The organism is Bradyrhizobium sp. 45, from assembly GCF_023073155.1.
GTDB classification, from domain to species: domain Bacteria; phylum Pseudomonadota; class Alphaproteobacteria; order Rhizobiales; family Xanthobacteraceae; genus Bradyrhizobium; species Bradyrhizobium canariense_D.
In genome coordinates this window covers 74,667-99,352 of record NZ_JADPIX010000131.1, presented here as the reverse complement: position 1 = coordinate 99,352, position 24,686 = coordinate 74,667, and the positions used below count along the sequence as shown (strand labels likewise).

At 64.2% G+C, this 24,686-nt stretch carries 24 protein-coding genes and 1 pseudogene; 17 read left to right on the top strand and 8 right to left on the bottom strand.

The window, feature by feature from the left end; translation table 11 throughout:
* Window positions 1-97 precede the first annotated feature (97 nt).
* The 9 genes from IVB42_RS29770 (at window position 98) to IVB42_RS29730 (ending at window position 9,332) form a co-directional block, all read left to right on the top strand.
* Entirely contained in the window at window positions 98-1,135 is a 1,038-nt protein-coding gene (locus tag IVB42_RS29770; protein ID WP_085352578.1) for a class 1 fructose-bisphosphatase, read from the top strand.
* A gap of 13 nt (window positions 1,136-1,148) precedes the next feature.
* The gene (locus tag IVB42_RS29765; RefSeq protein WP_063993396.1) at window positions 1,149-2,024 is read left to right on the top strand and encodes a phosphoribulokinase; all 876 of its coding nucleotides are present in this window, start codon (window positions 1,149-1,151) and stop codon (window positions 2,022-2,024) included.
* Window positions 2,025-2,040: 16 nt separating this feature from the next.
* On the top strand, window positions 2,041-4,062 hold the full coding sequence (gene tkt, locus IVB42_RS29760; RefSeq protein WP_247369264.1) for a transketolase: 2,022 nt from the start codon (window positions 2,041-2,043) through the stop codon (window positions 4,060-4,062).
* A 14-nt stretch (window positions 4,063-4,076) separates the two neighbouring features.
* Window positions 4,077-5,162, top strand: coding sequence for a class II fructose-bisphosphate aldolase (fba, locus tag IVB42_RS29755; RefSeq protein ID WP_247471623.1), 1,086 nt, complete (start codon window positions 4,077-4,079; stop codon window positions 5,160-5,162).
* A gap of 31 nt (window positions 5,163-5,193) precedes the next feature.
* Window positions 5,194-6,654, top strand: coding sequence for a form I ribulose bisphosphate carboxylase large subunit (locus IVB42_RS29750; RefSeq protein WP_085352576.1), 1,461 nt, complete (start codon window positions 5,194-5,196; stop codon window positions 6,652-6,654).
* A gap of 11 nt (window positions 6,655-6,665) precedes the next feature.
* Window positions 6,666-7,073, top strand: a complete 408-nt coding sequence (locus IVB42_RS29745; RefSeq protein ID WP_018456187.1) for a ribulose bisphosphate carboxylase small subunit — start codon at window positions 6,666-6,668, stop codon at window positions 7,071-7,073.
* A 98-nt stretch (window positions 7,074-7,171) separates the two neighbouring features.
* A complete protein-coding gene (cbbX, locus tag IVB42_RS29740) occupies window positions 7,172-8,107 on the top strand; it encodes a CbbX protein (RefSeq protein ID WP_247369261.1) in 936 nt (311 codons plus the stop codon).
* Complete coding sequence (gene rpe / locus IVB42_RS29735; RefSeq protein ID WP_018456189.1) at window positions 8,104-8,841, top strand: ribulose-phosphate 3-epimerase; 738 nt, start codon at window positions 8,104-8,106, stop codon at window positions 8,839-8,841. Before cbbX ends, rpe begins: the two co-directional genes overlap by 4 nt.
* A gap of 278 nt (window positions 8,842-9,119) precedes the next feature.
* On the top strand, window positions 9,120-9,332 hold the full coding sequence (locus tag IVB42_RS29730) for a hypothetical protein (RefSeq protein WP_018456190.1): 213 nt from the start codon (window positions 9,120-9,122) through the stop codon (window positions 9,330-9,332).
* 115 nt (window positions 9,333-9,447) lie between these two features.
* On the opposite strand, the pseudogene IVB42_RS29725 reads toward IVB42_RS29730, so the two are convergent.
* Window positions 9,448-10,265: pseudogene (locus tag IVB42_RS29725) on the bottom strand (universal stress protein).
* A 210-nt stretch (window positions 10,266-10,475) separates the two neighbouring features.
* Here IVB42_RS29725 and IVB42_RS29720 point away from each other — a divergent pair.
* On the top strand, window positions 10,476-12,014 hold the full coding sequence (locus IVB42_RS29720) for a Do family serine endopeptidase (protein ID WP_247369259.1): 1,539 nt from the start codon (window positions 10,476-10,478) through the stop codon (window positions 12,012-12,014).
* Window positions 12,015-12,281: 267 nt separating this feature from the next.
* Window positions 12,282-12,656 (top strand): hypothetical protein, encoded by a 375-nt coding sequence (locus tag IVB42_RS29715; RefSeq protein ID WP_026233103.1) that lies wholly within the window; start codon window positions 12,282-12,284, stop codon window positions 12,654-12,656.
* A gap of 6 nt (window positions 12,657-12,662) precedes the next feature.
* Here IVB42_RS29715 and IVB42_RS29710 read toward each other — a convergent pair whose 3' ends face one another.
* Together IVB42_RS29710 and IVB42_RS29705 are read right to left on the bottom strand one after the other, a co-directional pair.
* Window positions 12,663-12,980 (bottom strand): DUF6496 domain-containing protein, encoded by a 318-nt coding sequence (locus IVB42_RS29710; RefSeq protein WP_018456194.1) that lies wholly within the window; start codon window positions 12,978-12,980, stop codon window positions 12,663-12,665.
* 85 nt (window positions 12,981-13,065) lie between these two features.
* On the bottom strand, window positions 13,066-13,260 hold the full coding sequence (locus IVB42_RS29705; RefSeq protein WP_018456195.1) for a DUF3072 domain-containing protein: 195 nt from the start codon (window positions 13,258-13,260) through the stop codon (window positions 13,066-13,068).
* Window positions 13,261-13,375: 115 nt separating this feature from the next.
* On the opposite strand from IVB42_RS29705, the gene IVB42_RS29700 reads away from it, so the two are divergent.
* Both IVB42_RS29700 and IVB42_RS29695 read left to right on the top strand, forming a co-directional pair.
* A complete protein-coding gene (locus IVB42_RS29700) occupies window positions 13,376-13,597 on the top strand; it encodes a hypothetical protein (RefSeq protein WP_018456196.1) in 222 nt (73 codons plus the stop codon).
* Between the two features lie 15 nt (window positions 13,598-13,612).
* Window positions 13,613-13,825, top strand: coding sequence for a hypothetical protein (locus IVB42_RS29695; RefSeq protein ID WP_018456197.1), 213 nt, complete (start codon window positions 13,613-13,615; stop codon window positions 13,823-13,825).
* 130 nt (window positions 13,826-13,955) lie between these two features.
* Here the strand turns inward: IVB42_RS29695 and IVB42_RS29690 are convergent, their stop codons facing one another.
* Both IVB42_RS29690 and IVB42_RS29685 read right to left on the bottom strand, forming a co-directional pair.
* Entirely contained in the window at window positions 13,956-14,204 is a 249-nt protein-coding gene (locus IVB42_RS29690; protein ID WP_247369257.1) for a hypothetical protein, read from the bottom strand.
* Between the two features lie 94 nt (window positions 14,205-14,298).
* Window positions 14,299-14,556 carry a hypothetical protein gene (locus IVB42_RS29685; RefSeq protein WP_018456199.1) on the bottom strand — a complete coding sequence of 86 codons (258 nt, stop codon included), beginning with the start codon at window positions 14,554-14,556 and terminating at the stop codon, window positions 14,299-14,301.
* Between the two features lie 138 nt (window positions 14,557-14,694).
* Between IVB42_RS29685 and IVB42_RS29680 the strand changes: the two genes are divergently transcribed.
* Window positions 14,695-14,916, top strand: a complete 222-nt coding sequence (locus IVB42_RS29680; protein ID WP_018456200.1) for a hypothetical protein — start codon at window positions 14,695-14,697, stop codon at window positions 14,914-14,916.
* Here the strand turns inward: IVB42_RS29680 and IVB42_RS29675 are convergent.
* Window positions 14,913-16,403, bottom strand: a complete 1,491-nt coding sequence (locus IVB42_RS29675) for an HWE histidine kinase domain-containing protein (RefSeq protein WP_085352570.1) — start codon at window positions 16,401-16,403, stop codon at window positions 14,913-14,915. The two genes, IVB42_RS29680 and IVB42_RS29675, sit on opposite strands and share 4 nt — an antisense overlap.
* 13 nt (window positions 16,404-16,416) lie before the next feature.
* On the bottom strand, window positions 16,417-22,704 hold the full coding sequence (locus IVB42_RS29670; RefSeq protein WP_247363566.1) for a HAMP domain-containing protein: 6,288 nt from the start codon (window positions 22,702-22,704) through the stop codon (window positions 16,417-16,419).
* Window positions 22,705-22,986: 282 nt separating this feature from the next.
* On the opposite strand from IVB42_RS29670, the gene IVB42_RS29665 reads away from it, so the two are divergent.
* Window positions 22,987-23,283 carry a hypothetical protein gene (locus IVB42_RS29665; RefSeq protein WP_085352568.1) on the top strand — a complete coding sequence of 99 codons (297 nt, stop codon included), beginning with the start codon at window positions 22,987-22,989 and terminating at the stop codon, window positions 23,281-23,283.
* Window positions 23,284-23,287: 4 nt separating this feature from the next.
* Here the strand turns inward: IVB42_RS29665 and IVB42_RS29660 are convergent, their stop codons facing one another.
* On the bottom strand, window positions 23,288-23,800 hold the full coding sequence (locus IVB42_RS29660; protein ID WP_085352567.1) for a DUF4142 domain-containing protein: 513 nt from the start codon (window positions 23,798-23,800) through the stop codon (window positions 23,288-23,290).
* 96 nt (window positions 23,801-23,896) lie between these two features.
* On the opposite strand from IVB42_RS29660, the gene IVB42_RS29655 reads away from it, so the two are divergent.
* The gene (locus IVB42_RS29655) at window positions 23,897-24,091 is read left to right on the top strand and encodes a hypothetical protein (protein ID WP_026233106.1); all 195 of its coding nucleotides are present in this window, start codon (window positions 23,897-23,899) and stop codon (window positions 24,089-24,091) included.
* Window positions 24,092-24,406: 315 nt separating this feature from the next.
* Window positions 24,407-24,613 carry a hypothetical protein gene (locus IVB42_RS29650; protein ID WP_007594775.1) on the top strand — a complete coding sequence of 69 codons (207 nt, stop codon included), beginning with the start codon at window positions 24,407-24,409 and terminating at the stop codon, window positions 24,611-24,613.
* Window positions 24,614-24,686: the final 73 nt, after the last annotated feature.

Sequence of the window (24,686 nt, the reverse complement as noted above, 5' to 3'; positions counted from 1 at the left end):
AAGCCGCCCCTGTCAATCTCGTCGTTGTTGGCACTGACCGCACCGACCTCCAGCGAGGAGGGAACTGGATGCGGCGCCTGCAAAGGGATGGACGCAGATGACCGGGCAACTCAGGCTGGACGACCACCTTCAGCGGTATTCCGAGACGGCGCCGCATGCGCTGGCCGTAGCGGCCGCGGTCGATGCCATCGCGGCGGCCGCGATCGAGATCGCCGATCTTATCGCCACGGGAGACCTTGCGGATGCGTCGGGCCTGACCACCGGCCGCAACAGCGACGGTGACGTGCAGCGCGATCTCGACGTGCAGGCGGATGCGATCCTGCGCCGCTGTCTCGGCAAGCTGCCGATCGCGGCACTGGCGTCGGAGGAGATGCGTGAACCGCAGATCGGTGACCGCGCGGCGAAGATCTGCGTCGCGATCGATCCGCTCGACGGCTCCTCCAATATCGACATCAACATGACCGTGGGCACGATCTTCTCGATCCTGCCCGCGCCCGACGATCTCGCGCTCGCCTTCCATCAGCGCGGCTCGGCGCAGCTCGCGGCGGGATTCGTCACCTACGGCCCGCAGACCTCGCTGGTGCTGACGCTCGGCGAGGGCGTCGACATCTTCACGCTTGACCGCGGGTCCGGTTGCTTCCGTCTCGCGCGTAGCGCCGTGCAAATCTCCGAGACCTGCGAGGAGTTCGCGATCAACGCCTCGAACCGCCGGCATTGGGAACAGCCGGTGCGCGCCTTCGTCGACGAATGCCTCGCCGGTGTGGAAGGGCAGGCCAACCACAATTTCAACATGCGCTGGGTCGGCTCGCTGGTGGCCGAGGCCTATCGCATCCTTACCCGCGGCGGCGTGTTCCTCTATCCCTCCGATTCACGGCCCGGCTATGGCGATGGCCGCCTGCGCCTCGTCTACGAGGCGCACCCGATGGCTTACATCGTCGAGCAGGCCGGCGGCTCGGCTTCGACCGGGCGCGAGCGTATCCTCGAACTCTCGGCGCAGAGCCTGCATCAACGCGTGCCGCTGATCATGGGTTCGAACAACGAGGTGCAGCGCGTCGAGGAACTGCATTGCGATCCCTTGCTGGTCGCCAGCGTCTCCGCACCGCTGTTCGCGCGGCGCGGCTTCTTCCGGCTCTGAGCGAGGCGCCCCGATGTCCAGGAAGCATCCGATCATCTCCATCACCGGCTCTTCCGGCGCCGGCACCACGTCGGTCAAGAAGACCTTTGAGCAGATCTTCTTCCGCGAGAAGGTCAACGCCGCCTACATCGAAGGCGACGCCTTCCATCGCTACGATCGCGCGGAAATGCGCACGCAGATGGCGAAGGAGGCCGATCGCGGCAACAGGCATTTCAGCCATTTCAGCCCCGAGACCAATCTGTTCGAGGAGCTGGAGCGGGCGTTCCGCGACTATGGCGAGACCGGCACGGCGACGACGCGGCACTACGTCCACGACGCCGAGGAATCCGCGCTGCATGGCGCCGCACCCGGCACCTTCACCGAATGGAAACGGCTGCCGGAGAGCTCCGACCTTCTGTTCTACGAGGGCCTGCACGGTGCTGTCGTTACCGACAAGGTCAACGTCGCGCGTTATGCCGACCTCAAGATCGGCGTCGTGCCCGTTATCAATCTCGAATGGATCCAGAAGCTGCACCGCGACCGCAGTGCGCGAGGCTATTCGACCGAGGCCGTTACCGACACCGTTCTGCGGCGGATGCCCGATTACATCCACTACATCTGCCCGCAATTTTCCGAGACCGACATCAACTTCCAGCGTGTGCCGACGGTGGACACCTCCAATCCGTTCATCGCGCGCTGGATCCCGACGCCGGACGAGTCGATGGTCGTGATCCGCTTCAAGAACCCGCGCGGCATCGACTTCCCCTATCTGCTCTCGATGCTGCCGCAAAGCTGGATGTCGCGTGCCAATTCGATCGTGTGTCCCGGCGCGAAACTCGATCTTGCGATGCAGCTGATCCTGACGCCGCTGATCATGCAGCTGATCGAGCGTAAGCGAAACCTGAAGTGAACGAGAGGAGGATCCGATGAACATCTCCGTCCACGCCGACGCTGACCTCACGGCGGTATCGCATGGCGATCTCGCCAACGCCGTCCGCTTCCTCGCGGTCGACGCCATCGAGACTTCGCAGTCCGGCCACCCCGGACTGCCCATGGGCATGGCCGATGTCGCCACCGTGCTGTTCTCGCGCTTCCTGAAATTCGACTCGGCTCACCCCCATTGGCCGGATCGCGATCGCTTCGTGCTGTCGGCGGGCCATGGCTCGATGCTGCTCTATGCATTGCTCCATCTCACCGGCGGCGACGTCAGCCTCGATGACATCAAGGCCTTCCGGCAATGGGGCTCGAAGACGCCGGGCCATCCGGAATATGGCCATACGCCGGGCGTCGAGACCACGACCGGTCCGCTGGGGCAGGGGATTGCGACCGCGGTCGGCATGGCACTCGCCGAGCGCATGGCCAATGTGCGACATGGCGACGGCCTCGTCGATCATTTCACGTACGTCATCGCCGGCGACGGCTGTCTGATGGAGGGCATCAGCCAGGAAGCGATCTCGCTCGCCGGGCATCTCGGGCTGGGCCGCCTGATCGTGCTGTTCGACGATAACGGCATATCCATTGACGGCCCGACCTCGCTTGCGACCTCCGATGACCAGCTCGCGCGCTTCGCTGCCTCCGGCTGGTCGGTGCGCCATGTCGACGGGCACGATCCCGAAGCAGTTGCGCAGGCGATTGCCGAGGAGCGTGAGAGCACAAGACCGTCGCTGATCGCCTGCCGCACGGTCATCGGCTACGGCGCGCCGGATCGTCAGGGCACCGAGAAGGCGCATGGCGCGCCGCTCGGCACGGAGCAGACGGCCGCGGCGCGGCGAACGCTCGGCTGGGACTATCAGCCCTTCGTGGTGCCTGTCACGATCCTGAAAGCATGGCGGATGATCGGGCAGCGCGGGCAGGTCGAGCGTCTCGCCTGGCTCGATCGCTATGAATGCGCGACGCCCGAGCAGCGCGACCTGTTTATCGAGGGCAAGGCGGTTGCCCTGCCGAACGCCTATGCCCAGGCCTCGGCGAAATTGCGCGAGCGCTTTGCCACCGAGCGTCCGAAGCTCGCGACGCGGCAGGCGTCGCAACAGGTGCTCGACGGCATCGCCGAGACGATTCCCGGATTTGTCGGCGGCTCGGCGGATCTCACGCATTCGAACCTGACGCATGCCAAGGCGCAGACCCCGGTCAAGCGCGACGCGTTCGCCGGCGATTACATCCATTACGGCATCCGCGAGCATGGTATGGCGGCCGCGATGAACGGCCTCGCGCTGCACGGGGGCTTCATTCCCTATGGCGGCACCTTCCTCGCGTTCTCCGATTACAGCCGGCCGGCGATCCGCCTTGCGGCCTTGATGCGGATCCGCGTCATTCATGTGATGACCCATGACTCCATTGGCCTCGGTGAGGACGGCCCCACGCACCAACCGGTCGAGCATCTCGCAGCGCTCCGCGTCATTCCGAACCTGCTTGTTTTCCGGCCGGCCGACGCGGTTGAGACGCTGGAAGCATGGGACTGCGCGCTCCAAGCTGAAAATCGTCCCTCCGTGCTGTGCCTGTCCCGTCAGGCGCTGCCGACCTTCCGCAGCGATGTCCGCGGGAGGAACCGCGTCGCACGCGGCGCCTATCTGATCGTCTCGCCGGACGGTGGCCGCGACGTGACGCTCATCGCAACGGGTTCGGAAGTGTCTATTGCGCTGGAGGCGGCCCGCCTGCTCGCTACCGAGCACGTCCGTGCGGCCGTGGTCTCCGCGCCCTGCTTCGCGTTGTTCGAGGAGCAGCCGGAGGATTACCGCGCCGCTGTGCTCGGCACCGCGCCGCGGGTTGGCATCGAGGCGGCAGTCGTCGGCGATTGGCACCGCTGGATCGGCACCGAGGGCGAATTCGTCGGCATGCGCGGCTTCGGCGCTTCGGCGCCGGCCCCGGTGCTCTACCGCGAATTCGGCATCACGCCGCAAGGCGTTGCGGAAGCCGCCCGGCGGGCGATGGCCCGCGCCGGCAAGCAATAACAGGAGGATTTGTCGTGGCCCGTATCACTCTTCGTCAGCTGCTCGACCACGCCGCCAGTCACGGCTACGCGGTGCCGGCGTTCAACATCAACAACATGGAGCAGGGCATCGCGATCATGCAGGCGGCGGCCGAGGTCGACGCGCCCGTCATCATCCAGGCTTCGCGCGGCGCGCGCAGCTATGCCGGCGACCTCATGCTCTCGCACATGATCGATGCGCTGGAGCGGACCTATCCAGACATCCCGCTCTGCCTGCACCAGGACCATGGCAATGACGAGGCGACCTGCGCGTCCGCGATCGCCCATGGCTTCACCTCGGTGATGATGGACGGCTCGCTCAAGGCCGACGCCAAGACCGCGGCCGACTACGACTACAACGTTGCGATCACCCGCCGCGTCGTCGATCTCGCGCATTGGGTCGGTGCCTCCGTCGAAGGCGAGCTCGGCGTGCTCGGCTCGCTCGAGCATGGGGGCGGCGAGCAGGAGGACGGTCACGGCGTCGAAGGCACGGTCAGCCATGATCAGTTGCTCACGGATCCCGACCAGGCGGTCGACTTCGTCCGCGCCACCAAAGTCGATGCGCTCGCGATCGCGATGGGCACCTCGCACGGCGCCTACAAGTTCAACCGCAAGCCGGACGGCGACATTCTGGCGATGCGGGTGGTCGAGGAGATTCATCGCCGGCTGCCGAACACGCATCTCGTGATGCACGGCTCTTCCTCTGTGCCGCAGCCGCTCCAGGACATGTTCAACCAGTTTGGCGGCGAGATGCCGCAGACCTGGGGCGTGCCGGTCGAGGAGATCGTCCGCGGCATCACGAGCGGCGTGCGCAAGGTCAATATCGACACCGACTGCCGGCTGGCAATGACCGCGGTGTTCCGGAAAGTGGCCGCGCAAACGCGCTCGGAGTTCGATCCGCGCAAATTTCTCAAGCCCGCCATGGATGCGATGCGCGAGCTCTGCCGCGAGCGCTTCGAGCAGTTCGGCACCGCAGGCCACGCCAGCGGTATCAAGGTCGTTCCCTTGAGCGAGATGGCGCGGCGCTACCGCGCCGGCGATCTCGATCCGCGCGTCGACGCCCGCCAGCCCGTCGCGGCCTAATCATTCAGAGAGAGAAGAGCAGGAGAGAGCCATGAATGCACATGCAGGAACCGTCCGCGGCAAGGAAAGATATCGATCGGGCGTGATGGAATACAAGCGCATGGGCTATTGGGAGCCCGACTACGTGCCCAAGGACACCGACGTCATCGCGCTGTTCCGCGTCACGCCGCAAGAGGGCGTCGATCCGATCGAGGCGTCAGCCGCAGTCGCCGGCGAATCCTCGACCGCGACCTGGACGGTGGTGTGGACCGATCGGTTGACCGCCGCCGAGAAGTATCGCGCGAAATGCTACCGCGTCGATCCGGTGCCGGGCACGCCAGGCTCGTACTTCGCCTACATCGCCTATGACCTCGACCTGTTCGAGCCGGGCTCGATCGCCAACCTCTCGGCCTCGATCATCGGCAACGTATTTGGCTTCAAGCCGCTGAAGGCGCTGCGGCTGGAGGACATGCGTTTCCCCGTCGCGTATGTGAAGACGTTCCAGGGACCGGCCACCGGCATCGTGGTCGAGCGCGAGCGGCTCGACAAGTTCGGCAGGCCGCTGCTCGGCGCGACCGTCAAGCCTAAGCTCGGCCTCTCGGGCCGCAATTACGGTCGCGTGGTCTACGAGGCGCTGAAGGGCGGGCTCGACTTCACCAAGGATGACGAGAACATCAACTCGCAGCCGTTCATGCACTGGCGCGACCGCTTCCTCTATTGCATGGAGGCGGTGAACCGGGCGCAGGCGGCCTCCGGTGAGGCCAAGGGGACCTACCTGAATATCACCGCGGGAACCATGGAGGATATGTACGAGCGCGCCGAGTTCGCGAAGGAGCTCGGGTCCTGCATCGTCATGATCGATCTCGTGATCGGCTACACCGCAATCCAGTCGATGGCGAAATGGGCGCGGCGCAACGACATGATCCTGCATCTGCATCGCGCCGGTCACTCGACCTACACGCGGCAGAAAAGCCATGGGGTGTCGTTCCGCGTCATCGCCAAGTGGATGCGGCTCGCCGGCGTCGATCACATCCATGCCGGCACCGTGGTCGGCAAGCTCGAAGGCGATCCCAACACCACGCGCGGCTATTACGATGTCTGTCGCGAAGACTTCAACCCGGCCAAGCTCGAACACGGCCTGTTCTTCGACCAGTCCTGGGCGAGCCTGAACAAGATGATGCCGGTCGCCTCCGGCGGCATCCATGCCGGCCAGATGCACCAGCTGCTCGACCTGCTCGGCGAGGACGTCGTGCTCCAGTTCGGCGGCGGCACCATCGGCCATCCCATGGGCATCGCGGCCGGCGCGATCGCCAACCGTGTGGCGCTGGAAGCGATGATCCTCGCCCGCAACGAGGGCCGCGACTACGTCCACGAAGGACCGGAGATCCTGGCCAGGGCGGCCGAGACCTGTACGCCGCTGAAAGCTGCACTTGAGGTTTGGAAGGACGTCTCCTTCAATTATGAATCCACCGACACGCCGGACTTCGTGCCGACCGCGCTCGAAACCGTTTGAGGAGATTTGACATGAAGCTGACCCAAGGCTGCTTCTCGTTCCTGCCCGATCTGACCGACGACCAGATCACCAAGCAGGTGCAGTATTGCCTGACCAACGGCTGGGCGGTGAACATCGAGTTCACCGACGATCCGCATCCCCGCAACACCTATTGGGAGATGTGGGGCCTGCCGATGTTCGATCTCCAGGACGCCGCCGGCGTGATGATGGAGCTCGCCGAATGCCGCAGAGTGTATGGCGACCGATACATCCGCCTCAGCGGCTTCGACTCCAGCCATGGCTGGGAATCGGTGCGGATCTCGTTCATCGTCAACCGCCCGCCGCAGGAAGCCGAGTTCGAGCTGGTGCGGCAGGAGGTGAGCGGACGCGCGATCCGCTACACCACCGTGCGCCGGCAGCTCGCGCACGCACCAACCTAAGTCATTCTCCTCCGCGCGGAGCACTCCCTGCTCCGTTTCCTTGGCGGACCACTGCTTCGCCGCTCCCCCGCGGCGAAGCCCTTTTCTTCGAGGTGCCGATGCTGGATGTTCCCCACGCCGTGACCACTGAGCCCGGCGAGACCAGTTTCGATCTCCGCAAGGAGGCCGAAGAGGCTGGAATCACGGGCACGCTGCAGCAGCTCGAGCAGGAGCTGATCGGATTGAAGCCGGTGAAGAGCCGCGTGCGCCAGATCGCGTCGCTCTTGCTGATCGAACGTATCCGGCAGCGTGCGGGATTGGCTTCGTCGCCACCGACGCTGCATATGTCGTTTACCGGCAATCCCGGCACCGGCAAGACGACGGTCGCGCTGCGCATGGCAAAGATCCTGCACGGCCTCGGTTTCGTGCGGCGCGGGCAGGTGATCTCGGTGACGCGCGACGATTTGGTCGGCCAGTATATCGGCCACACCGCGCCGAAGACCAAGGAGATCCTGAAGAAGGCGATGGGCGGCGTGCTGTTCATCGACGAGGCCTATTATCTGCACCGTCCCGACAACGAGCGCGACTACGGCCAGGAGGCGATCGAGATCCTGCTCCAGGTGATGGAAAACCAGCGCGAGGACCTCGTCGTGATCCTTGCCGGCTATGGCGAGCGGATGACGAGCTTCTTTGCCTCTAATCCCGGCTTCCGTTCGCGGATCGCGCATCACATCGACTTTCCGGACTATGCGGAAGCCGAGCTGCTCGTCATCGCCGAGCTGATGCTGAAGGAACGGGGTTATCGCCTCTCGGCGGCGGCGCGCGAGGCGTTCGAGAAATACATCGCGCTACGTCGGACCCAGCCGTTCTTCTCCAATGCGCGCTCGATCCGCAACGCCGTCGACCGCATCCGCCTGCGGCAGGCCGATCGGCTGGTGTCCGATCTCGACCGCATGCTCGATATCGCCGACCTCGAAACGATCGATCCCATGGACGTCCTGGCGAGTCGCGTCTTCAGCGGCGGTGCGGACGCGCAGGGGAGTGCGAAGCCATGACGAGAGAAATCCTCATCGCGCCGTCAATCCTGGCTGCGAATTTCGCCCGCCTCGGCGAGGAGATCGTGGCGATCGATGCGGCGGGTGCCGACTGGATTCACTGCGACGTCATGGACGGGCATTTCGTCCCGAACATCAGTTATGGCGCGGACGTCATCAGGGCGATCCGGCCGCTGACGAAGAAAATGTTCGACGTGCATCTCATGATCGCGCCCGCCGATCCCTATCTCGAAGCGTTCGCGAAGGCCGGCGCGGATGTCATCACGGTGCATGCCGAAGCCGGTCCGCACCTCGATCGCTCGCTCCAGGCCATCCGCGCGCTCGGCAAGAAAGCCGGCGTCAGCCTGTGTCCCGCGACTCCCGAAAGCACGATCGAATATGTGCTCGATCGCCTCGACCTCGTCCTGGTGATGACGGTCAATCCGGGCTTTGGCGGCCAGTCCTTCCTCGAATCCCAACTCGAGAAGATCGGGCGTATTCGAAGCATGATAGGCGACCGGCCGATCCGGCTCGAGGTTGACGGCGGCATCACGCGCGACAATGCCGCCGCCGTGGCCGCTGCGGGCGCCGATACGCTTGTAGCGGGCTCCGCCGTGTTTCGCGGCAAGAGCAGCGCGGACTATGCCGGCAACATCGCGGCCATCCGCGCCGCTGCGGAAGCCGGCAGGGTTCCGATGCTGCAACATAGTTCGGCGCAGACAATGCGTGCCGGTGAGCCCGCGCTCATCCGGTAGACTGCCGGATACAGGCGGGCGAGCCGGCACCGCAATGGGGTGTGCCAGGGCGTGCCCCTTTGCACTGCAGACATACGAGGATGACCCACAACCCTAGCCCTGGCCTGCGGTAAGGTCCGAAGCGTTGAGTCGCGCTGATTGGAACTTTCGCCTCGATACGCGTTTGCCTAGAAACAAGCGAGTCAAGCGCGCGGCGGGCGCAGCAAATCTTTTGCACAACCGCCATCGCCCTGACGCAAATAAGGGCAATAAGCTCTGTGAATGCGAGGGAGGGTCTCATGGACAACGTACGTCGCTACCGCGCGTTAGCGTCCCTCTGTCGTCAGCAGGCCGCCTACCGGCCGCTCCAGAGCTGGGAACTGCTCGGCCAGGCCGAACATTTCGAACATCTCGCCGAAGTCGAACTCAAGGCGCATTTCGACGCGTGCAATGCGCAACAAGACGAGGACGGCGTCGAGGCCACGGCGTGGGAGAGACCCGCCGCGGCGTGACGGTCCAACGTGTTCGAATATGACCTGAACTTGCCGATGCCGGCACCGCTCAAGGACGCGGTTGTCAGCCCGAACGACAAGGCCTGTGACCGGCCCGACCTGGATAAGCCCTCGATTAATGCGACATCAGCGTCGGGACGGTCATGGCTCCAGCATGGCGCGGGTGACGCCGCCGAGGAACCGCTCCTGCAAACGCGAATGGCCGTAGCCGCCCATGATCAGAATATCCAGGTTCTCATCGGCTGCCAGCGACAGCATGGTCGGCTGAATCAGGTTGACCGTGCGGGTCGACAGTCCGCGCCGGCCGAGATGCCTTGCCAGATTGCGCGTCGAGACTTCCTCGGGAACCATATCTGTTTCGTTGATCGCAATGATCACGATCTCCTCGGCGCGGGCCAGGAATGGTGCGGCGTCGCGCATAGCGCGCGCGGCGAGGCGGCTGCCATCCCAGCAGATGCCGATCCGTTTCGCCTTGAACGCTCCATGGAAGGTGTAGGGCAGGAAAAGCACCGGGCCACCCGCCTGGAACAGGATCTCGCCGGGCACATCGTTGTCGAGTGAGCCTTGCGCCGGATCCGGCTGGAGCACGATGCTGAGATCGTGCAGCCGCGCGATCTCGCCGAGCAAGCCGACCGCATCCCCCGGCATCGCCCCGAGTGGGTGGCATGTGTAGGAAATGCCGGCGTTCATCGCTTTGCTCTTGAATACCGCGAGCGCCGCCTCGGCCCGCTCCACTGCACTCTCGCGCTCCATCTCGAACACCGCCGCCACCGCAGCGCCGCCCTCCATGATATAGGCCGCACTGGTTGCCACATAGCCAACCGCAACTGCATCGAGATGGGCGTTGAGGCCCGCTGCGAGCGAGATCGAGCCGTCGATCACCGGGCGGATTGGCCGCTCGGTGGGGATGTGGACGAGAATGTCTTTGTACATGACGGGCCTCCGATGGACATCATCCGGTGGCCGCAGTCTTCCACGGTGCGCATGGCCCGCGTTGAGCTGCATCAAACGTGCAGCCTTGACCTTTGGCCGTATCGCCGGCCCCGGCTACTTTGCCAAGATTTAATCGCGTGGACGGGACGCTGTAAGGTGGCGACCACCATGTTGGGTGCAAGGCGACTTACCCAACATGGACATATCGACATGAGCGATCACGTCAATTCCGACACCACAACGTCCCGCAAGGTCCTGAGGCCGCGCCGGCTCGCGCTGCTCGGCACCGTGGCCGCGCTTGGCGTGGCCGTGCTGGCGACTGCTCCCGGCTCTTCGCCGTTCAGCGCGACCTCCTTCATTGCGCCCGCCCAGGCCGCGGAGACCGCCGCGACACCGCCGGGCTTCGGCGACCTCGTCAGCAAGGTCAAACCCGCCGTCATTTCGGTGCGGGTCAGGATCGACCAGAACAATGATAAGAGCGCGATGCTGCAACAGAACCGGATGGATTCGGACGAGGCGACGCCGTTCGACCAGTTCTCGCGGCAATTCGGCTTCCGCGGCCCGGGTGGCATGGAGGGCATGCCGCGCCAGCGCCGCCAGATGATCACGGGTGAGGGCTCCGGCTTCTTCATCTCCGCCGACGGCTATGCCGTGACCAACAACCACGTCGTCGATCACGCCGAATCGGTGCAAGTGACGATGGACGACGGCACCATCTACAGCGCGAAAGTGGTCGGCACCGATCCGAAAACGGATCTCGCGCTGATCAAGGTCGAGGGCAAGAAGAATTTTCCGTTCGTCAGATTCTCCGACCAGAAGCCGCGTATCGGCGACTGGGTGGTCGCGGTCGGCAATCCCTTCGGCCTCGGCGGCACCGTGACCGCCGGCATCGTCTCGGCCAGCGGCCGCGACATCGGCAATGGTCCCTATGACGACTTCATCCAGATCGACGCGCCGATCAACAAGGGCAATTCCGGCGGCCCGGCCTTCGACATGAACGGCAACGTGATCGGCGTGAACACTGCGATCTTCTCGCCCTCCGGCGGCTCGGTCGGCATCGGCTTCGACATTCCGGCTTCGACCGCAAAGCTCGTCGTCGCACAGTTGAAGGACAAGGGCGCGGTCACGCGCGGCTGGCTCGGCGTCCAGGTGCAGCCGGTGACGTCGGATATCGCCGACAGTCTGGGCCTCAAGGAGGCGCGCGGCGCGATCGTCGACAATCCGCAGGACGGCAGCCCGGCGGCGAAGGCGGGCATCGAGGCGGGCGACGTCATCACCGCCGTCAACGGCACCGCGATCAAGGATTCCCGCGATCTCGCCCGCACCATCGCCACCCTGGCGCCGGGCACGTCCGTGAAGCTCGATGTCGTCCACAAGGGCGACAGCAAGACGGTGACACTGGCGCTTGGCGAGTTGCCGAACGAGCGGCAGGCTAGAGCCGACGAGGGCAAGTCGCAGCCAGATGCCGGCATGCCGCCGCGTCTCGGGCTTAGCCTGGCTCCGGCGGGCGACGTGCAGGGCGCCGGCCAGAAGGGCGTCGTCGTCACTGAAGTCGATCCGCAAGGCCCGGCCGCGCAACGCGGCATCCAGACCGGCGACGTCATCCTCAACGTGGGCGGCAACGCCGTCGCCAATATCGGCGATGTCCGTTCGGAGCTGGCGCAGGCGAAATCGTCCGGCAAGCGCAGCGTGCTGCTGCAGGTCAGAAGCGCGCAGACGACCCGGTTCGTGGCGGTGCCGCTCGCATAAGGCGAACGTCGATCGGCGCAACTCCAAAAAGGCGGCCTTCGGGCCGCCTTTCCCGTTCGCCTTCAGGATTTCCGCACATCGCCGATAACATTCTCGTTAACGGCAGGGAGGATGACCCGGTTTCGTCCGAAAAAGCCGTGTTCGCTCATCACAATTGCGGATCTCGTACGGACTCGGCGGCAATGAAGCCGCCGACGATTGCAAGCGTGGAACTTCGAACTTGCCGCCGCTGAGCCGGCCGGCAATTCGTATTTGATCGGTGCCGACATGGATCGATTGAAGCTCTCGCTGAGAAGTGCGCTGCTTGTGGCGCCGTTGGTAGCGCCACTCGTGCTATGGGGTGGAAACGCTCTCGGGCGCGACGACGGCCGCTACGCGGACTCACCTCTCAAGCCGTGGTTCGACGGCCTGCGCAGCCATCTCGGTCCGTGCTGCTCGGATGCGGATGGGTTTGCGGTCGCCGATCCCGATTGGGACTCGCACAATGGACATTACCGCGTGCGGCTCGACGGCGAGTGGGTCGAGGTACCGGACGAAGCCGTGATCACCGAGCCGAACCGGGCCGGCCGCACCATGGTGTGGCCGGTGAAGACCGCGTTCGGCGTTTCGATCCGCTGCTTCATGCCGGGCAGCATGATCTGACTGAGGTCAGCGCGACCGTTTGGAGGATTTGCGCTTCGACGTCTTCTTCGAACTCTTTCTCGAAGTCTTCTTGGATGTTTTCCGAGATGTCTTCTTTGACGTCTTCTTGGACGTCTTTCGTTTCGCGGCCTTCTTCGGGACCTTCTTGCCCTTCTTGCGCGCTTTCGACAGGCCGATCGCGATTGCCTGCTTGCGGCTCTTCACGCGTCCGCCTCGACCGCCCGGTCCGCTTTTCGCGGTCCCCTTCTTGTAGCGCTTCATCTCGCCTTCGACATCGCTGCCGGAGCTGCGCGAGTAGCGGCGCTTCTTTGCCTTGCGTGCCATGCATGTTCTCCCTTGGCCTGGGAAAACAATCCGGGACAGGCATGGTTCCGAAAGCGCAAGCAACGTTCCGGATGGGCGACCTAGCCTAGAACGAATCCGCCAGCTCGATCTCCGCTTCCAGCACCTGAATGCGCCGTGCTGCCTCGCTGGAGGACAGATCCCGCGCGTATTGCGCGGGCTGATACGCCTCTTCGCTCAGCCGTTTCAGCCGGAGGCCCTGCGCCCGCGTCATCTGCTCGGTGAGGAAAGACTTGGCATCGTATTTACCTTGAACCTGCATGTCGCTTCTCCCTTCTGAAATCGTGACTTGACTATATGTTCTTATTTTGTTCTAACAAGTCATGGACAACAAAATTAATGAAATTCGACGTAAAATCAGCGCCTTGAGGCTGGAAATGGCCGATGTCGAGGCGGCCGTACGCGAGCTTGTCGAGCGCGATCGGGACTGCACGGAGAAGGCCCTGGCGCAGATGGATCTGCGCCGGAAAATCAATCTGCTGATCGGCGAATGGAAGGCTGCAGGTGGCGGCGATGTCCTGCCGAATGTCCGCGATAGGATGCGCCTTCGTTCCGCGAAGACATCAGGTAGTCCTCTGCGCGTGATCGCGCGCCGCTGAGAGCCTTGGGAGCGCATGGTGGAGGAAGACCCGGATGCATACCGGATTCTAAAGCTGCGCGCCGAGATTCTCGAACTGGGCTCTGCCATCCGGCAGCTGCAACGCGAGGGGCTCGACGACGCCGCGGCCCAGCTCTTGATCGCGCGCAAGCGCGCACGACTCGACCATCTGGTGAAGTCAGATCCTGCAGGCGTTCATCCTGACATCCTGGGCAGCCATCGTAGCTGAAGCCTACGCGCAACGCGAGGTGCGGGGCTCGTCGATACCGCATGTTGACGAAGCGGCCCGAGAGAAGTCTGTTCGAATACCAAAGCAAGAGGCCCCGCGATCGCGGGGCCTTCGTGTTTTCGACGAACGCCTACTTGGTGTTGCTCATGCCGGCTTTGTTGTTCGTCATGGTGCCGCCCTGGTCGGAGCCGGGGCCGGAGCCGCCCTGACCGGAGGGATCAGCACCCTTGGAGGACTTGGTGTTGGCGCCCGTGGTGGTCTGCGACGATGACATCGATGATCTGTGTTTTGCCTTGTGCGACTTGGCCTGCACGGCGAACGGTGCAGCGGCGAGGCCGGTTGCCAACATCACGGCAAGAGCGAGCTTGGTGGTCTTCATCTGCGGGAACTCCCTGAGTTGAATTGACGCAGGCAGCCAACTGCCATTCGTCGCAGGAGTTCCGAACAAAGAATTCCGGTAAAGCACGCATAGTTCAAGATTGCTTGTCCTCGGCCAGGATGAAAACGACGCCGGTCAGTGTCGCGCCGATCGCGAACGTCGTCACCAAGGTGAGGGCGAAAACGACAACGGCCTGCCTTCCGCCGTGACTCAGCAAATTGGCGACGCCGGGATTGGACAGCACGAGCAAGAGGCTGAAAGCGAGTCCTAAGGCTGCGCCCATCATCGCGTGCGTCATCAGCTTGACGAGCCCGCTGGGAGAGATCAGGTCAGACGACTTCTTCGCGCGCATGGAACTCTATCCCAATCTCGCATGCAACGCCTGCGACACGCGCCGGTTCCACCCGCATGAAGGAATTGTCATCGTCCGCTTCATCCGACGTTCATGCCGGGTGGGCGAGAATGACCGCGCAACACGGGAACATTCGATATGGGTAAGGTGGTCTTTCTCTATCGCTCTCTGGCTTATCGTAATGCCGCTGCGGACATCCTCCGCAAAGCGCGCAAGCTGCCCCGCGGCGCGGAGCGAAGCGCGGCGTGCCGCTATGCCAAGGCTCTGCGCGATCTCGCCCAAACAGAAGCCTGGCTCGAAGGACGGGTCGCGCGCGAGCCGCAAACGACGCAGCGCAGGAAGAGTGCGGCCTCCGGTTAGCCGGAAGCGCGTTGCAATTCGGCGGAGCTGGCGGCTTCGAAGTTGCCGGGCGCGGTCGTCGCGGCAGTCTTGCGGACCAACGGCACCTCGAGCCGGCACAGCAGACCCTCGGCGCGCCAATCGAATCGCGCCTGCCCGCCGAGCTGGGACTCGACGCTCGCAAGCAGGCTCCGCGTACCAAAGCCGCGGGATTTCGGCGTCATGACGAGCGGGCCGCCGGATTCCTCCCAGGTCAGCGTGAGCAGCTCGTCCTCGACCTGCCAGCCGATTGCGAGCCGTCCCGTCCGCGTCGAGAGCGCGCCATATTTCGCCGAGTTGGTGAAAAGCTCATGCAGCGCCAGCGCCAGCGTCTGGGCGGTTGCCGGCAGCAACTGAACTTCCGACCCCGCCAATTTGATCTGGCCGCCGAGGGAATAGGGCGCAAGCTCCTCGTCAATCAGCTTCGAGAGTTCGGCGCCCTGCCAGCTCGATAGCGACAGGATCGTGTGCACGCGCGCCAGTGCATTGATGCGTCCCTCGACGGCGCTGACATAGGCTTTGACCTCGTCGGCGCGGGTGAGGCGCACGATCGATTGCGCCAGCGCCAGCGCATTCTTGGCGCGATGATCGACTTCCCGCGCCAGGAGAGTCTGCCGTTCCTCGGCGCGCTTGCGTTCGGTGATGTCCACCGTCACGCCGCTGACGCGCATGACCCGACCGCTATCGTCAACCGTGGCGGCGGCCGTGCCGACACACCAGCGCACATCGCCGTCGGGCCGCACGATGCGGAACTCCGTTTCATAGGAGCGCGTGCCCTTGTTGAATTCGGCGATCGCCTTGCGCAACTGATCGACGTCATCCGGATGCAACAGCGCCTGAACGTTGGCCGGATTCACCTCGAAGCTCTCCGGGCCAACACCAAAGATGCGGTATTGGCCCTCGTCCCACATCCAGTCGCCGGTGATCCAGTCCCAGTCCCAGGAGCCCATCTTGCCGGCGGCGATCGCCATGCTGCGCCGCTCTTCGCTCTCGCGCAGCTTTGCTGTGGAATTCTCAAGCTCGGCGGTGCGTGCACGCACGCGGTCCTCGAGGTCCTGATTCAGCCGTTCGAGCTCGCGCGTCTTGCGATAGAGCTCTGCAAACACCTTGACCTTGGCGCGCAGCACCTCCGGCACGACCGGCACCGGGACGTAGTCGACGGCGCCCATCTCGTAGCCGCGCAGGCGGTCGATGTCGCTGACTTGAATGGCCGAGATGAAGATCATCGCGGTCTTCTGGAAGCGCGGGTGCTCGCGGATCATCGCGGCGAGCTCGAAGCCGTCGAGCTCGGGCATGCAGACGTCGACCAGGATCACCGCGATCTCGGTCTTGAGCAGCACCTCCAGAGCCTCGCGACCGGACGAGGCGATCACGAGGTTCTGGCCGAGATCCTTCAGGATCACCTCATAGGCGAGCAGCTTGGCCGGCTGGTCGTCGACGAGGAGGATGTTGACCTTTTCGTGGTCCATACGGGCATCCAACTCAGCGGTGCAGCCACATGCGGATTGCAAGCAGCAATTGATCGGTGTTGACGGGTTTGGCGAGATAGTCGGACGCGCCGGCCTCGAGGCATTTCTCGCGGTCGCCCTTCATGGCCTTGGCCGTCAACGCGATGATCGGAAGACGGGCGAAGGTGGGGTTTTCACGAATGACGCCGATGGTCTGATAGCCATCCATCTGCGGCATCATGATGTCCATCAGCACGATGGCGATCTCCGGGTTGGATTCGACCAGGGCCACCGCCTCGTTGCCAGTCGTGGCCGTCAGCACCTTCATGCCGCGCCGCTCCAGCACGCTCGACAGCGCAAAGATGTTGCGGGCGTCGTCGTCGACGAGCAGGGCGGTCTTGCCGATCAGGTCTTCGTCGGAACTGTTCAGCTTCTCGAGCATGCGCTGCTTCTCGATCGGCAACTCCGTGATCACGCGGTGCAGGAACAGCGCGGTCTCGTCGAGCAGGCGCTCCGGCGATTCCACGCCCTTGACCACGATGCTCCGCGCCATGGTGTGGAGCTCCGCATCTTCCTCGGCCGACAGCTCGCGGCCGGTGAAGACGACCACCGGAACGTTCGAGAGCGCCTCGTCATTGCGGATCTGGTCCAGCACCTCGAAGCCGGTCATGTCGGGCAGGCGCAGGTCGAGCACGACGCAATCACAGGGGTTCTCACGCAGCATCGAGAGCGCGTCGGCACCGGTGCCGGTCGTCACGATCTCGATGTCGTCGTGATGCAGGAGCTCGCGGATCGAGAGCTGCTCGGCCTCGTTGTCCTCGACAATGAGCAGCCGCTTGCGCCGCGGTCGCGCATATTCCTTGATCTGGGTCAGCGCGGCCGAGACACCCTCGGTCGTCGTCGGCTTGTTGACGAAGGAGAAGGCGCCGCGCGCCAGCGCATGCTGGCGGTCCTCGTCGAGCGTGATGATCTGCACGGGGATGTGGCGGGTCAGCGGATTGTGCTTGAGCTGGCTCAACACGGTCCAGCCGAGCATATCCGGCAGGAATACGTCGAGCGAGACAGCCCTCGGCTGGTACTGCTTTGCAAGCTCCAGCGCCTCCGCGCCGCGGGCCGCGACCAGCACCTTGAATCCCTTGTCGCGGGCGAGGTCGACCAACACGCGCGCGTAGTGCGGGTCGTCCTCGACGATCAGGAGGATGCTATCGCCGGGTTCGAGGTTGAGCCGGTCGTCGGGAAGCTGCTCGATCACGCGCTGCGGTTCGGCTGTCGCGGGCTGCAGCGCCGGCGGCTGGCTCTGTTGGGGCGTTGCGCGGGGCGCGAGCGTCGGGCCGGAATATTTCAGCGGCAGGTAAAGCGTGAAGCACGAGCCCTTGCCCGGCAAGCTGCGCAGGTGGATCTCGCCGCCGAGCAGGCTTGCGAGTTCGCGGCTGATCGCAAGGCCGAGGCCGGTACCGCCATATTTGCGACTGGTGCCGGCATCCGCTTGCTGGAACGCCTCGAAGATCAGCTTCTGCTTCTCCAGCGGAATGCCGATGCCGGTATCGGACACTTCGAATGCGATCACGGCCGGCGCCGAGTTCAGCACGGGATGATCCGTGCCCCAGCCGCCGACCGCGGCGGCGACCTTCAGGCGCACTTCGCCCTCGGCGGTGAACTTGAAGGCGTTGGAGAGCAGGTTCTTCAAAACCTGCTGCAGGCGCTTGGAATCGGTGACGAGGCTGCGCGCAAGATTCGGATCGACGTCGATCTTGAACGACAAATTGCGGTTCTCCGCCTCGTGACGGAACGGCCGCCCGACCGTCTCGAGCAGATTCGCGGTCAGGATTTCCTCGGCGTCGACCGTCACCGTACCGGACTCGATCTTGGAAAGATCGAGAATGTCGCTGATGAGATTGAGCAGGTCGGTGCCGGCGCCATGGATGGTGCGGGCGAATTCGACTTGCTTGCCGGTAAGATTGCCGTCCGGATTGTCGGTGAGCTGCTGGCCGAGGATCAGGATCGAGTTCAGCGGCGTGCGCAGCTCGTGGCTCATATTGGCCAGGAATTCGGACTTGTACTTCGAGGTCAGTGCGAGCTCGGTCGCCTTTTCCTCCAGTGCGCGCCGGGCCTGCTCGATCTCCTGGTTCTTGCGCTCGACTTCGACGTTGCGCTCGGCGAGCTGCTGCGCCTTCTGTTCGAGCTGGTCGTTGGTCTGCTGCAATTCGCGCTGCTGGGTCTGGAGCTCGCCGGCGAGCTGCTGCGACTGCTTGAGCAGGCCCTCGGTCTGCATCGTCGCCTCGATCGAGTTGAGCACAATGCCGATCGAGTCCGTAAGCTGCTCCAGGAAGGTCATCTGCGAGGTGGTGAAGGAGGTGAGCGAGGCGAGCTCGATGACCGCCTTGACCTGGCCTTCGAACAGCACCGGCAGCACCACGAGGTTCTTCGGCGCGACGCGAAGCAGCGCCGAATTGATCGGCACCACGTCGGCCGGAATGTCCGCAATCACGCGCGGGCGCCGGTCGAGCGCGCATTGGCCGATCAGGCCGTCGCCGAATGGCAGCACGCGCGGATACGGATAGACGCCGTCGCCGGCATAGGAGGCAAGCAGCAGGAGCCGCGGATTCTCTTCATTCTCGACCTGGTAGATCACGCCGGTATGCGCATTCACCAGCGGCGACAATTCGGTCAGCAGCAGGCGACCGACGGTGGTGAGGTCGCGCTGGCCCTGAAGCATGTTGGTGAATTTCGCCAGATTGGTCTTCAGCCAATCCTGCTCGGTGTTCACGTCCGTCGTGAGACGGAGGTTCGTGATCATCGTGTTGATGTTGTCTTTCAGCTCTGCGACCTCGCCGCGGGCGTCGACCTGGATCGACCGCGTCAGGTCGCCCTTGGTCACGGCGGTCGCCACTTCCGCAATCGCGCGCACCTGCGAGGTGAGGTTGGCTGCCAGCAAATTGACGTTGCCGGTGAGGTCCTTCCAGGTGCCCGCGGCGCCGGGCACGTCGGCCTGACCACCGAGCCTGCCCTCGACGCCGACCTCGCGCGCCACCGACGTCACCTGGTCGGCGAAAGTCGCGAGCGTCTCGGTCATGTTGTTGATGGTGTCGGCGAGCGCCGCGACCTCGCCTTTCGATTTCACGGTGAGGTTCTGCTTGAGATCGCCGTTGGCGACCGCGGTCACCACCTTGACGATGCCGCGGACCTGCTCGGTCAGGTTCGCCGCCATGAAGTTGACCGTGTCGGTGAGATCCTTCCAGGTGCCGGCGACGCCGGGCACCTGGGCCTGGCCGCCGAGTTCGCCTTCGGTGCCGACCTCGCGGGCAACGCGCGTCACTTCGCCGGCGAAGGCGTTGAGCTGGTCCACCATGGTGTTGATGGTGTTCTTGAGCTCGAGAATTTCGCCCTTCACGTCGACGGTGATCTTGCGCGACAGGTCGCCGCGCGCGACGGCGGTGGTGACTTCGGCGATGTTGCGGACCTGGGTGGTGAGGTTCGCGGCCAGCAGGTTGACGTTGTCGGTGAGGTCCTTCCAGGTGCCGCCGACGCCGGGCACGACGGCCTGGCCGCCGAGCCGGCCCTCGGTGCCGACCTCGCGCGCGACGCGCGTCACTTCCGCGGCGAAGGAGCGGAGCTGCTCGACCATGGTGTTCAAGGTGTCCTTGAGCAGCAGAATTTCGCCACGCACGTCCACCGTGATCTTCTTCGACAGGTCGCCGCCGGCGATCGCGGTCGCGACCTCGGCGATGTTGCGGACCTGAGCCGTGAGGTTCGAGGCCATGAAGTTGACGTTGTCGGTGAGATCCTTCCAGGTGCCGGCAACGCCGGGCACCTCGGCCTGGCCGCCGAGCTTGCCTTCGGTGCCGACTTCGCGCGCCACGCGCGTCACTTCACCGGCAAAGCCGTTGAGCTGGTCCACCATGGTGTTGATGGTATTCTTCAGCTCCAAAATCTCGCCACGGACGTCGACGGTGATCTTGCGCGAGAGGTCGCCGCGCGCCACGGCAGTGGTGACTTCGGCGATATTGCGGACCTGGGCGGTGAGGTTGCCCGCCATCGAGTTGACGCTGTCGGTGAGGTCCTTCCAGGTGCCGGCGACGCCGGGCACGTTGGCCTGGCCGCCGAGCCGACCTTCAGTGCCGACCTCGCGCGCCACGCGCGTCACCTCGCCCGCGAAGCGGTTGAGCTGGTCGACCATCGTGTTCAGCGTGTCCTTGAGCTGAAGGATCTCGCCGCGCACGTCCACGGTGATCTTGCGCGACAAGTCGCCGCCGGCGATCGCGGTCGCAACTTCGGCGATGTTGCGGACCTGGGCGGTGAGGTTGCCCGCCATCGAGTTGACGCTGTCGGTGAGGTCCTTCCAGGTGCCGGCGACGCCGGGGACTTCGGCCTGGCCGCCGAGCTTGCCTTCGGTGCCGACTTCGCGCGCGACGCGCGTGACTTCGCCGGCGAAGGCGTTGAGCTGGTCCACCATGGTGTTGAGCGTTTCCTTCAGCTGAAGGATTTCGCCTGACACGTTGACGGTAATCTTCTTCGACAAATCGCCCTTGGCCACCGCGGTCGCGACTTCGGCGATGTTGCGGACCTGGCCGGTCAGGTTCGAGGCCATCGAGTTGACGCTGTCGGTGAGATCCTTCCAGGTGCCGGCGACGCCGCGCACCTGGGCCTGGCCGCCGAGTTTGCCTTCGGTGCCGACCTCGCGGGCAACGCGCGTGACTTCGCCGGCAAAGGCGTTGAGCTGGTCCACCATGGTGTTGATGGTGTCTTTCAGCTCGAGGATCTCGCCGCGGACATCGACGGTGATCTTTTTCGACAAATCGCCGCCCGCGACCGCGGTCGTCACCTCGGCGATGTTACGGACCTGCGCGGTGAGGTTCGAGGCCATCGAGTTGACGCTCTCGGTCAAGTCCTTCCAGGTGCCGGCGACGCCGAGCACGTTGGCCTGGCCGCCGAGCCGGCCCTCGGTGCCGACCTCGCGCGCGACGCGCGTGACTTCGCCGGCGAAGGCGTTGAGCTGGTCGACCATCGTGTTGAGCGTTTCCTTCAACTGAAGGATTTCGCCCGAGACGTTCACCGTGATCTTCTTGGAGAGGTCGCCGCTCGCGATGGCGGTGGCAACGTCGGCGATGTTGCGGACCTGCGCGGTGAGGTTCGACGCCATGAAGTTGACGTTGTCGGTGAGGTCCTTCCAGGTACCGGCGACGCCCGGCACCTGGGCCTGGCCGCCGAGCTTGCCTTCGGTGCCGACCTCGCGCGCGACGCGCGTCACTTCCGAGGCGAACGAGTTGAGCTGGTCCACCATGGTGTTGATGGTGTCCTTCAGCTCCAGGATTTCGCCGCGCACGTCCACCGTGATCTTGCGCGACAGGTCGCCGCGGGCCACGGCGGTGGTGACGTTGGCGATGTTGCGCACCTGTGCGGTGAGATTGCCGCACATCGCGTTGACGCTGTCGGTGAGATCCTTCCAGGTGCCGGCGACACCTGGCACGATGGCTTGGCCGCCAAGCTTGCCGTCGGTGCCGACCTCGCGCGCCACGCGCGTCACTTCCGACGCAAAGGAGCGGAGCTGGTCCACCATCGTGTTGATGGCTTCCTTGAGCTGAAGGATCTCGCCGCGGACGTCGACCGTGATCTTCTTCGAGAGGTCGCCGTTCGCAACTGCGATCGTCACCTCGGCGATGTTGCGAACCTGGTTGGTCAGGTTGTTCGCCATCGAGTTGACGCTCTCGGTCAGATCCTTCCAGACGCCGGTCACCTCAGGCACCTGGGCCTGGCCGCCGAGCTTGCCTTCGGTGCCGACCTCGCGCGCCACGCGCGTCACCTCGGAGGTGAACACGCCGAGCTGCTTGATCATGGTGTTGACGATGGTCGCCGACTGCAGGAATTCGCCGCGCAGGGGGCGTCCATCGACGTCGAGCTTGACGGTCTGGAGCAGGTCGCCCTGCGCCACGGCTGCGACCGCGCGCGTCACCTCGCGCGTCGGCCACAGCAAATCGTCGATCAGCGTATTGACCGAGCCTTCCATGTCGGCCCAGGAGCCGGAGGCCAGCCCAAACTTCACGCGCTGGCGGGTCTTGCCCTCGCGGCCCACCACCTGGCCGACCAGTTCGAGCTGCTGCGCCATGCGCTGATTGGCGGCGATGATGTCGTTGAAAGTGTCGGCGAGCTTGCCGTCGATGCCGAGATAGTCGCCGCTCATGCGCACGGAGAAATCGCCGTTGCGCATGGCCTGCAGGGCGAGCAGCAATTCTGCCCGGGAATCGGGCTCCGACATGCCGTTGGTTTTTGGCTTTGGAACGCGACGACCGGAACGTGATGCAGATCCGGGATCGAGGTCGCTCATAATTTGTCCCCCGCAGGCGTCAGCCGATTCCCAGGCAAGACGCGGATTATCAAAATAGAGCGTCAGCCAAATTCGAAATCAAGCGCCAACGTTACGGCGCCAGGACGTGGAACCTGCTTTGCTCAGCCCGATTAACATAATAGCGATACCTCGGAATGGTTCCATTGGGTTCCTGATTTCTGCCGAGGGAAGACACCTTTGGGGCCCGTTTCGGGCCTCGGTCATCGCTTCCGGAACGGACCGCTGGTCCTGCTGTTAGCCTCGAATACAGGGAGAGCGCACATGAAAGCAGGATTTGCCGTGATCGGCACCGTGATGTTGTTGGCTGGATCGGCGTTCGCACAAGGCGGCGCGCCCAGCGGCCGTGGTGCGGTGACCGGCGACCCCGCCGCAAGCTCCGCCACCCCACGCGCGGACACACCAACTACGGGTGCGTCGACCCGGTCCAATCCCAGCGGTAGCGGCACCTCGACTTCGGGCGGGAAGGATGACAATGGGGATGCCGGCCGGGACCGGATGCCGGAGAGCGACCGCACCGTGCGGCCGGAGAGCCAGCAAAGTCATCCGAACAATAAATAAACGGCTACTTGTCTGCCATGGTGCGCTCGGCGTCTTTGACCTGTGAGCGCAACAGTGGGAGCTGCTCGCGCGCGAATGTTGCAAGCGCGGCATTGTCGGGCGCCTTCAGATAGCGCTCGAGCAGGTCGATCACCGATTCATACTCGGGAATCTGCGCGGCATAGAAGCTTCTGACGAAAGTCGGTCCGTCCGAAGTTTCGGGCTCGACCAGGCTCGCGCTCGCCGAGGTCGTCTTGGCGACGCGCGGTTCGGTGCCGATCGTCTCCTGAATCTGTTTCAGGGCCTTGTCGCGCCGGGCTGCTTCTTCGGCGCGCAGGGCGGCGAGGTTCTTGACCTCGGCATTGCCCTTCAGGTCGGTGCTCTCCAGCAAGCCCTGCTGAAAGCGGCTGAAAGTGTAGAGGTCGCTGATGGTCTCGGTTGCGGTCGGCGTGCGGCCGGTCGGCCGTCGCTCTCCGGTGCTGTCGGCAAGCGGTGCAGTGCTGATGAACGCCAAAACCATCGCGAGAAGAATCCGCATGGACGTCCAATGGCGGACGGCGGTCGAAAGTTCCGCAGATGTTACGATCCGGTTAGGGCGGTTGCGACGCGTCGGTTCCGTCCCCAATTCATGTTGATGAAACAGTCCGAGATCTTCAGGGATAACGCCGACAACTGCCTCCAGCTCGCCGAGAGGGCCGAAGCACAGCCGGCACACAATCGTTTTCTGCGCATGGCGAATGCGTGGACGGCACTTGCCGACGAGCAGGATTGGCTCGACGGCGAGGTGCCGCCCGTTCCAACGCGCAGGCCTCAAAAGCAGGATGCGTAATTCTGTCGTGTTCGTGGATCTGCGTGTGAGACTGCGCACGGACAACAAGCAGGATCATTCGTAACAGTCGATCGCGTTGATTTCCTATTTCAGGAGGTTTTTGCAATGGCTCCACGTCTGGCTCTTCTTTCGCTCATCCTCGCCTTTGGCGTGTCGGTCGCGTTCGCCACCGTGACGACAGTGCGGCAGGTGCATCACGAAAATGCATCGACCCCGGTGCACTCAGCGCACAGTTAGCAGTCTGATCTCGCGGGTCGGAACCTTCGACGCTCCGGCGCGTAAGCGCTTCGAGACAGCAAAGAGGCGAGAGCTATCATGGCCCATTCCGACCAAGGCATCATCAGAGATCAGCGCGGTGAACAGCAGCCGCGGGACAAGCAGCGTGCGCAGACCGTGCACAAGTCGGAGCCAAAGGGCTCGCCCTCTCGTGAGGCCACGCGCGATCCCAAGCTGAACGACAACAGCAAGACGCCCGGTTCCGGCATGGCGCCCGATGATTCCGGCGACGCGCCGAGCGGCTAATTCCTTCAGGAACGAATTCGCACGCGAAGAGTCGAGGGATTGCTTCCGGTTGTCATGCCCCCGGTGATCCGGA

Bases quoted from the DNA above. Each gene is read 5' to 3' on its own strand.
- IVB42_RS29770 (WP_085352578.1), top strand. From the start codon at position 98: ATGACCGGGCAACTCAGGCTGGACGACCACCTTCAGCGGTATTCCGAG.
- IVB42_RS29765 (WP_063993396.1), top strand. From the start codon at position 1,149: ATGTCCAGGAAGCATCCGATCATCTCCATCACCGGCTCTTCCGGCGCC.
- tkt (WP_247369264.1), top strand. From the start codon at position 2,041: ATGAACATCTCCGTCCACGCCGACGCTGACCTCACGGCGGTATCGCAT.
- IVB42_RS29750 (WP_085352576.1), top strand. From the start codon at position 5,194: ATGAATGCACATGCAGGAACCGTCCGCGGCAAGGAAAGATATCGATCG.
- IVB42_RS29745 (WP_018456187.1), top strand. From the start codon at position 6,666: ATGAAGCTGACCCAAGGCTGCTTCTCGTTCCTGCCCGATCTGACCGAC.
- cbbX (WP_247369261.1), top strand. From the start codon at position 7,172: ATGCTGGATGTTCCCCACGCCGTGACCACTGAGCCCGGCGAGACCAGT.
- rpe (WP_018456189.1), top strand. From the start codon at position 8,104: ATGACGAGAGAAATCCTCATCGCGCCGTCAATCCTGGCTGCGAATTTC.
- IVB42_RS29730 (WP_018456190.1), top strand. From the start codon at position 9,120: ATGGACAACGTACGTCGCTACCGCGCGTTAGCGTCCCTCTGTCGTCAG.
- IVB42_RS29720 (WP_247369259.1), top strand. From the start codon at position 10,476: ATGAGCGATCACGTCAATTCCGACACCACAACGTCCCGCAAGGTCCTG.
- IVB42_RS29715 (WP_026233103.1), top strand. From the start codon at position 12,282: ATGGATCGATTGAAGCTCTCGCTGAGAAGTGCGCTGCTTGTGGCGCCG.
- IVB42_RS29710 (WP_018456194.1), bottom strand. From the start codon at position 12,980: ATGGCACGCAAGGCAAAGAAGCGCCGCTACTCGCGCAGCTCCGGCAGC.
- IVB42_RS29705 (WP_018456195.1), bottom strand. From the start codon at position 13,260: ATGCAGGTTCAAGGTAAATACGATGCCAAGTCTTTCCTCACCGAGCAG.
- IVB42_RS29700 (WP_018456196.1), top strand. From the start codon at position 13,376: ATGGCCGATGTCGAGGCGGCCGTACGCGAGCTTGTCGAGCGCGATCGG.
- IVB42_RS29695 (WP_018456197.1), top strand. From the start codon at position 13,613: ATGGTGGAGGAAGACCCGGATGCATACCGGATTCTAAAGCTGCGCGCC.
- IVB42_RS29690 (WP_247369257.1), bottom strand. From the start codon at position 14,204: ATGAAGACCACCAAGCTCGCTCTTGCCGTGATGTTGGCAACCGGCCTC.
- IVB42_RS29685 (WP_018456199.1), bottom strand. From the start codon at position 14,556: ATGCGCGCGAAGAAGTCGTCTGACCTGATCTCTCCCAGCGGGCTCGTC.
- IVB42_RS29680 (WP_018456200.1), top strand. From the start codon at position 14,695: ATGGGTAAGGTGGTCTTTCTCTATCGCTCTCTGGCTTATCGTAATGCC.
- IVB42_RS29675 (WP_085352570.1), bottom strand. From the start codon at position 16,403: ATGGACCACGAAAAGGTCAACATCCTCCTCGTCGACGACCAGCCGGCC.
- IVB42_RS29670 (WP_247363566.1), bottom strand. From the start codon at position 22,704: ATGAGCGACCTCGATCCCGGATCTGCATCACGTTCCGGTCGTCGCGTT.
- IVB42_RS29665 (WP_085352568.1), top strand. From the start codon at position 22,987: ATGAAAGCAGGATTTGCCGTGATCGGCACCGTGATGTTGTTGGCTGGA.
- IVB42_RS29660 (WP_085352567.1), bottom strand. From the start codon at position 23,800: ATGCGGATTCTTCTCGCGATGGTTTTGGCGTTCATCAGCACTGCACCG.
- IVB42_RS29655 (WP_026233106.1), top strand. From the start codon at position 23,897: ATGAAACAGTCCGAGATCTTCAGGGATAACGCCGACAACTGCCTCCAG.
- IVB42_RS29650 (WP_007594775.1), top strand. From the start codon at position 24,407: ATGGCCCATTCCGACCAAGGCATCATCAGAGATCAGCGCGGTGAACAG.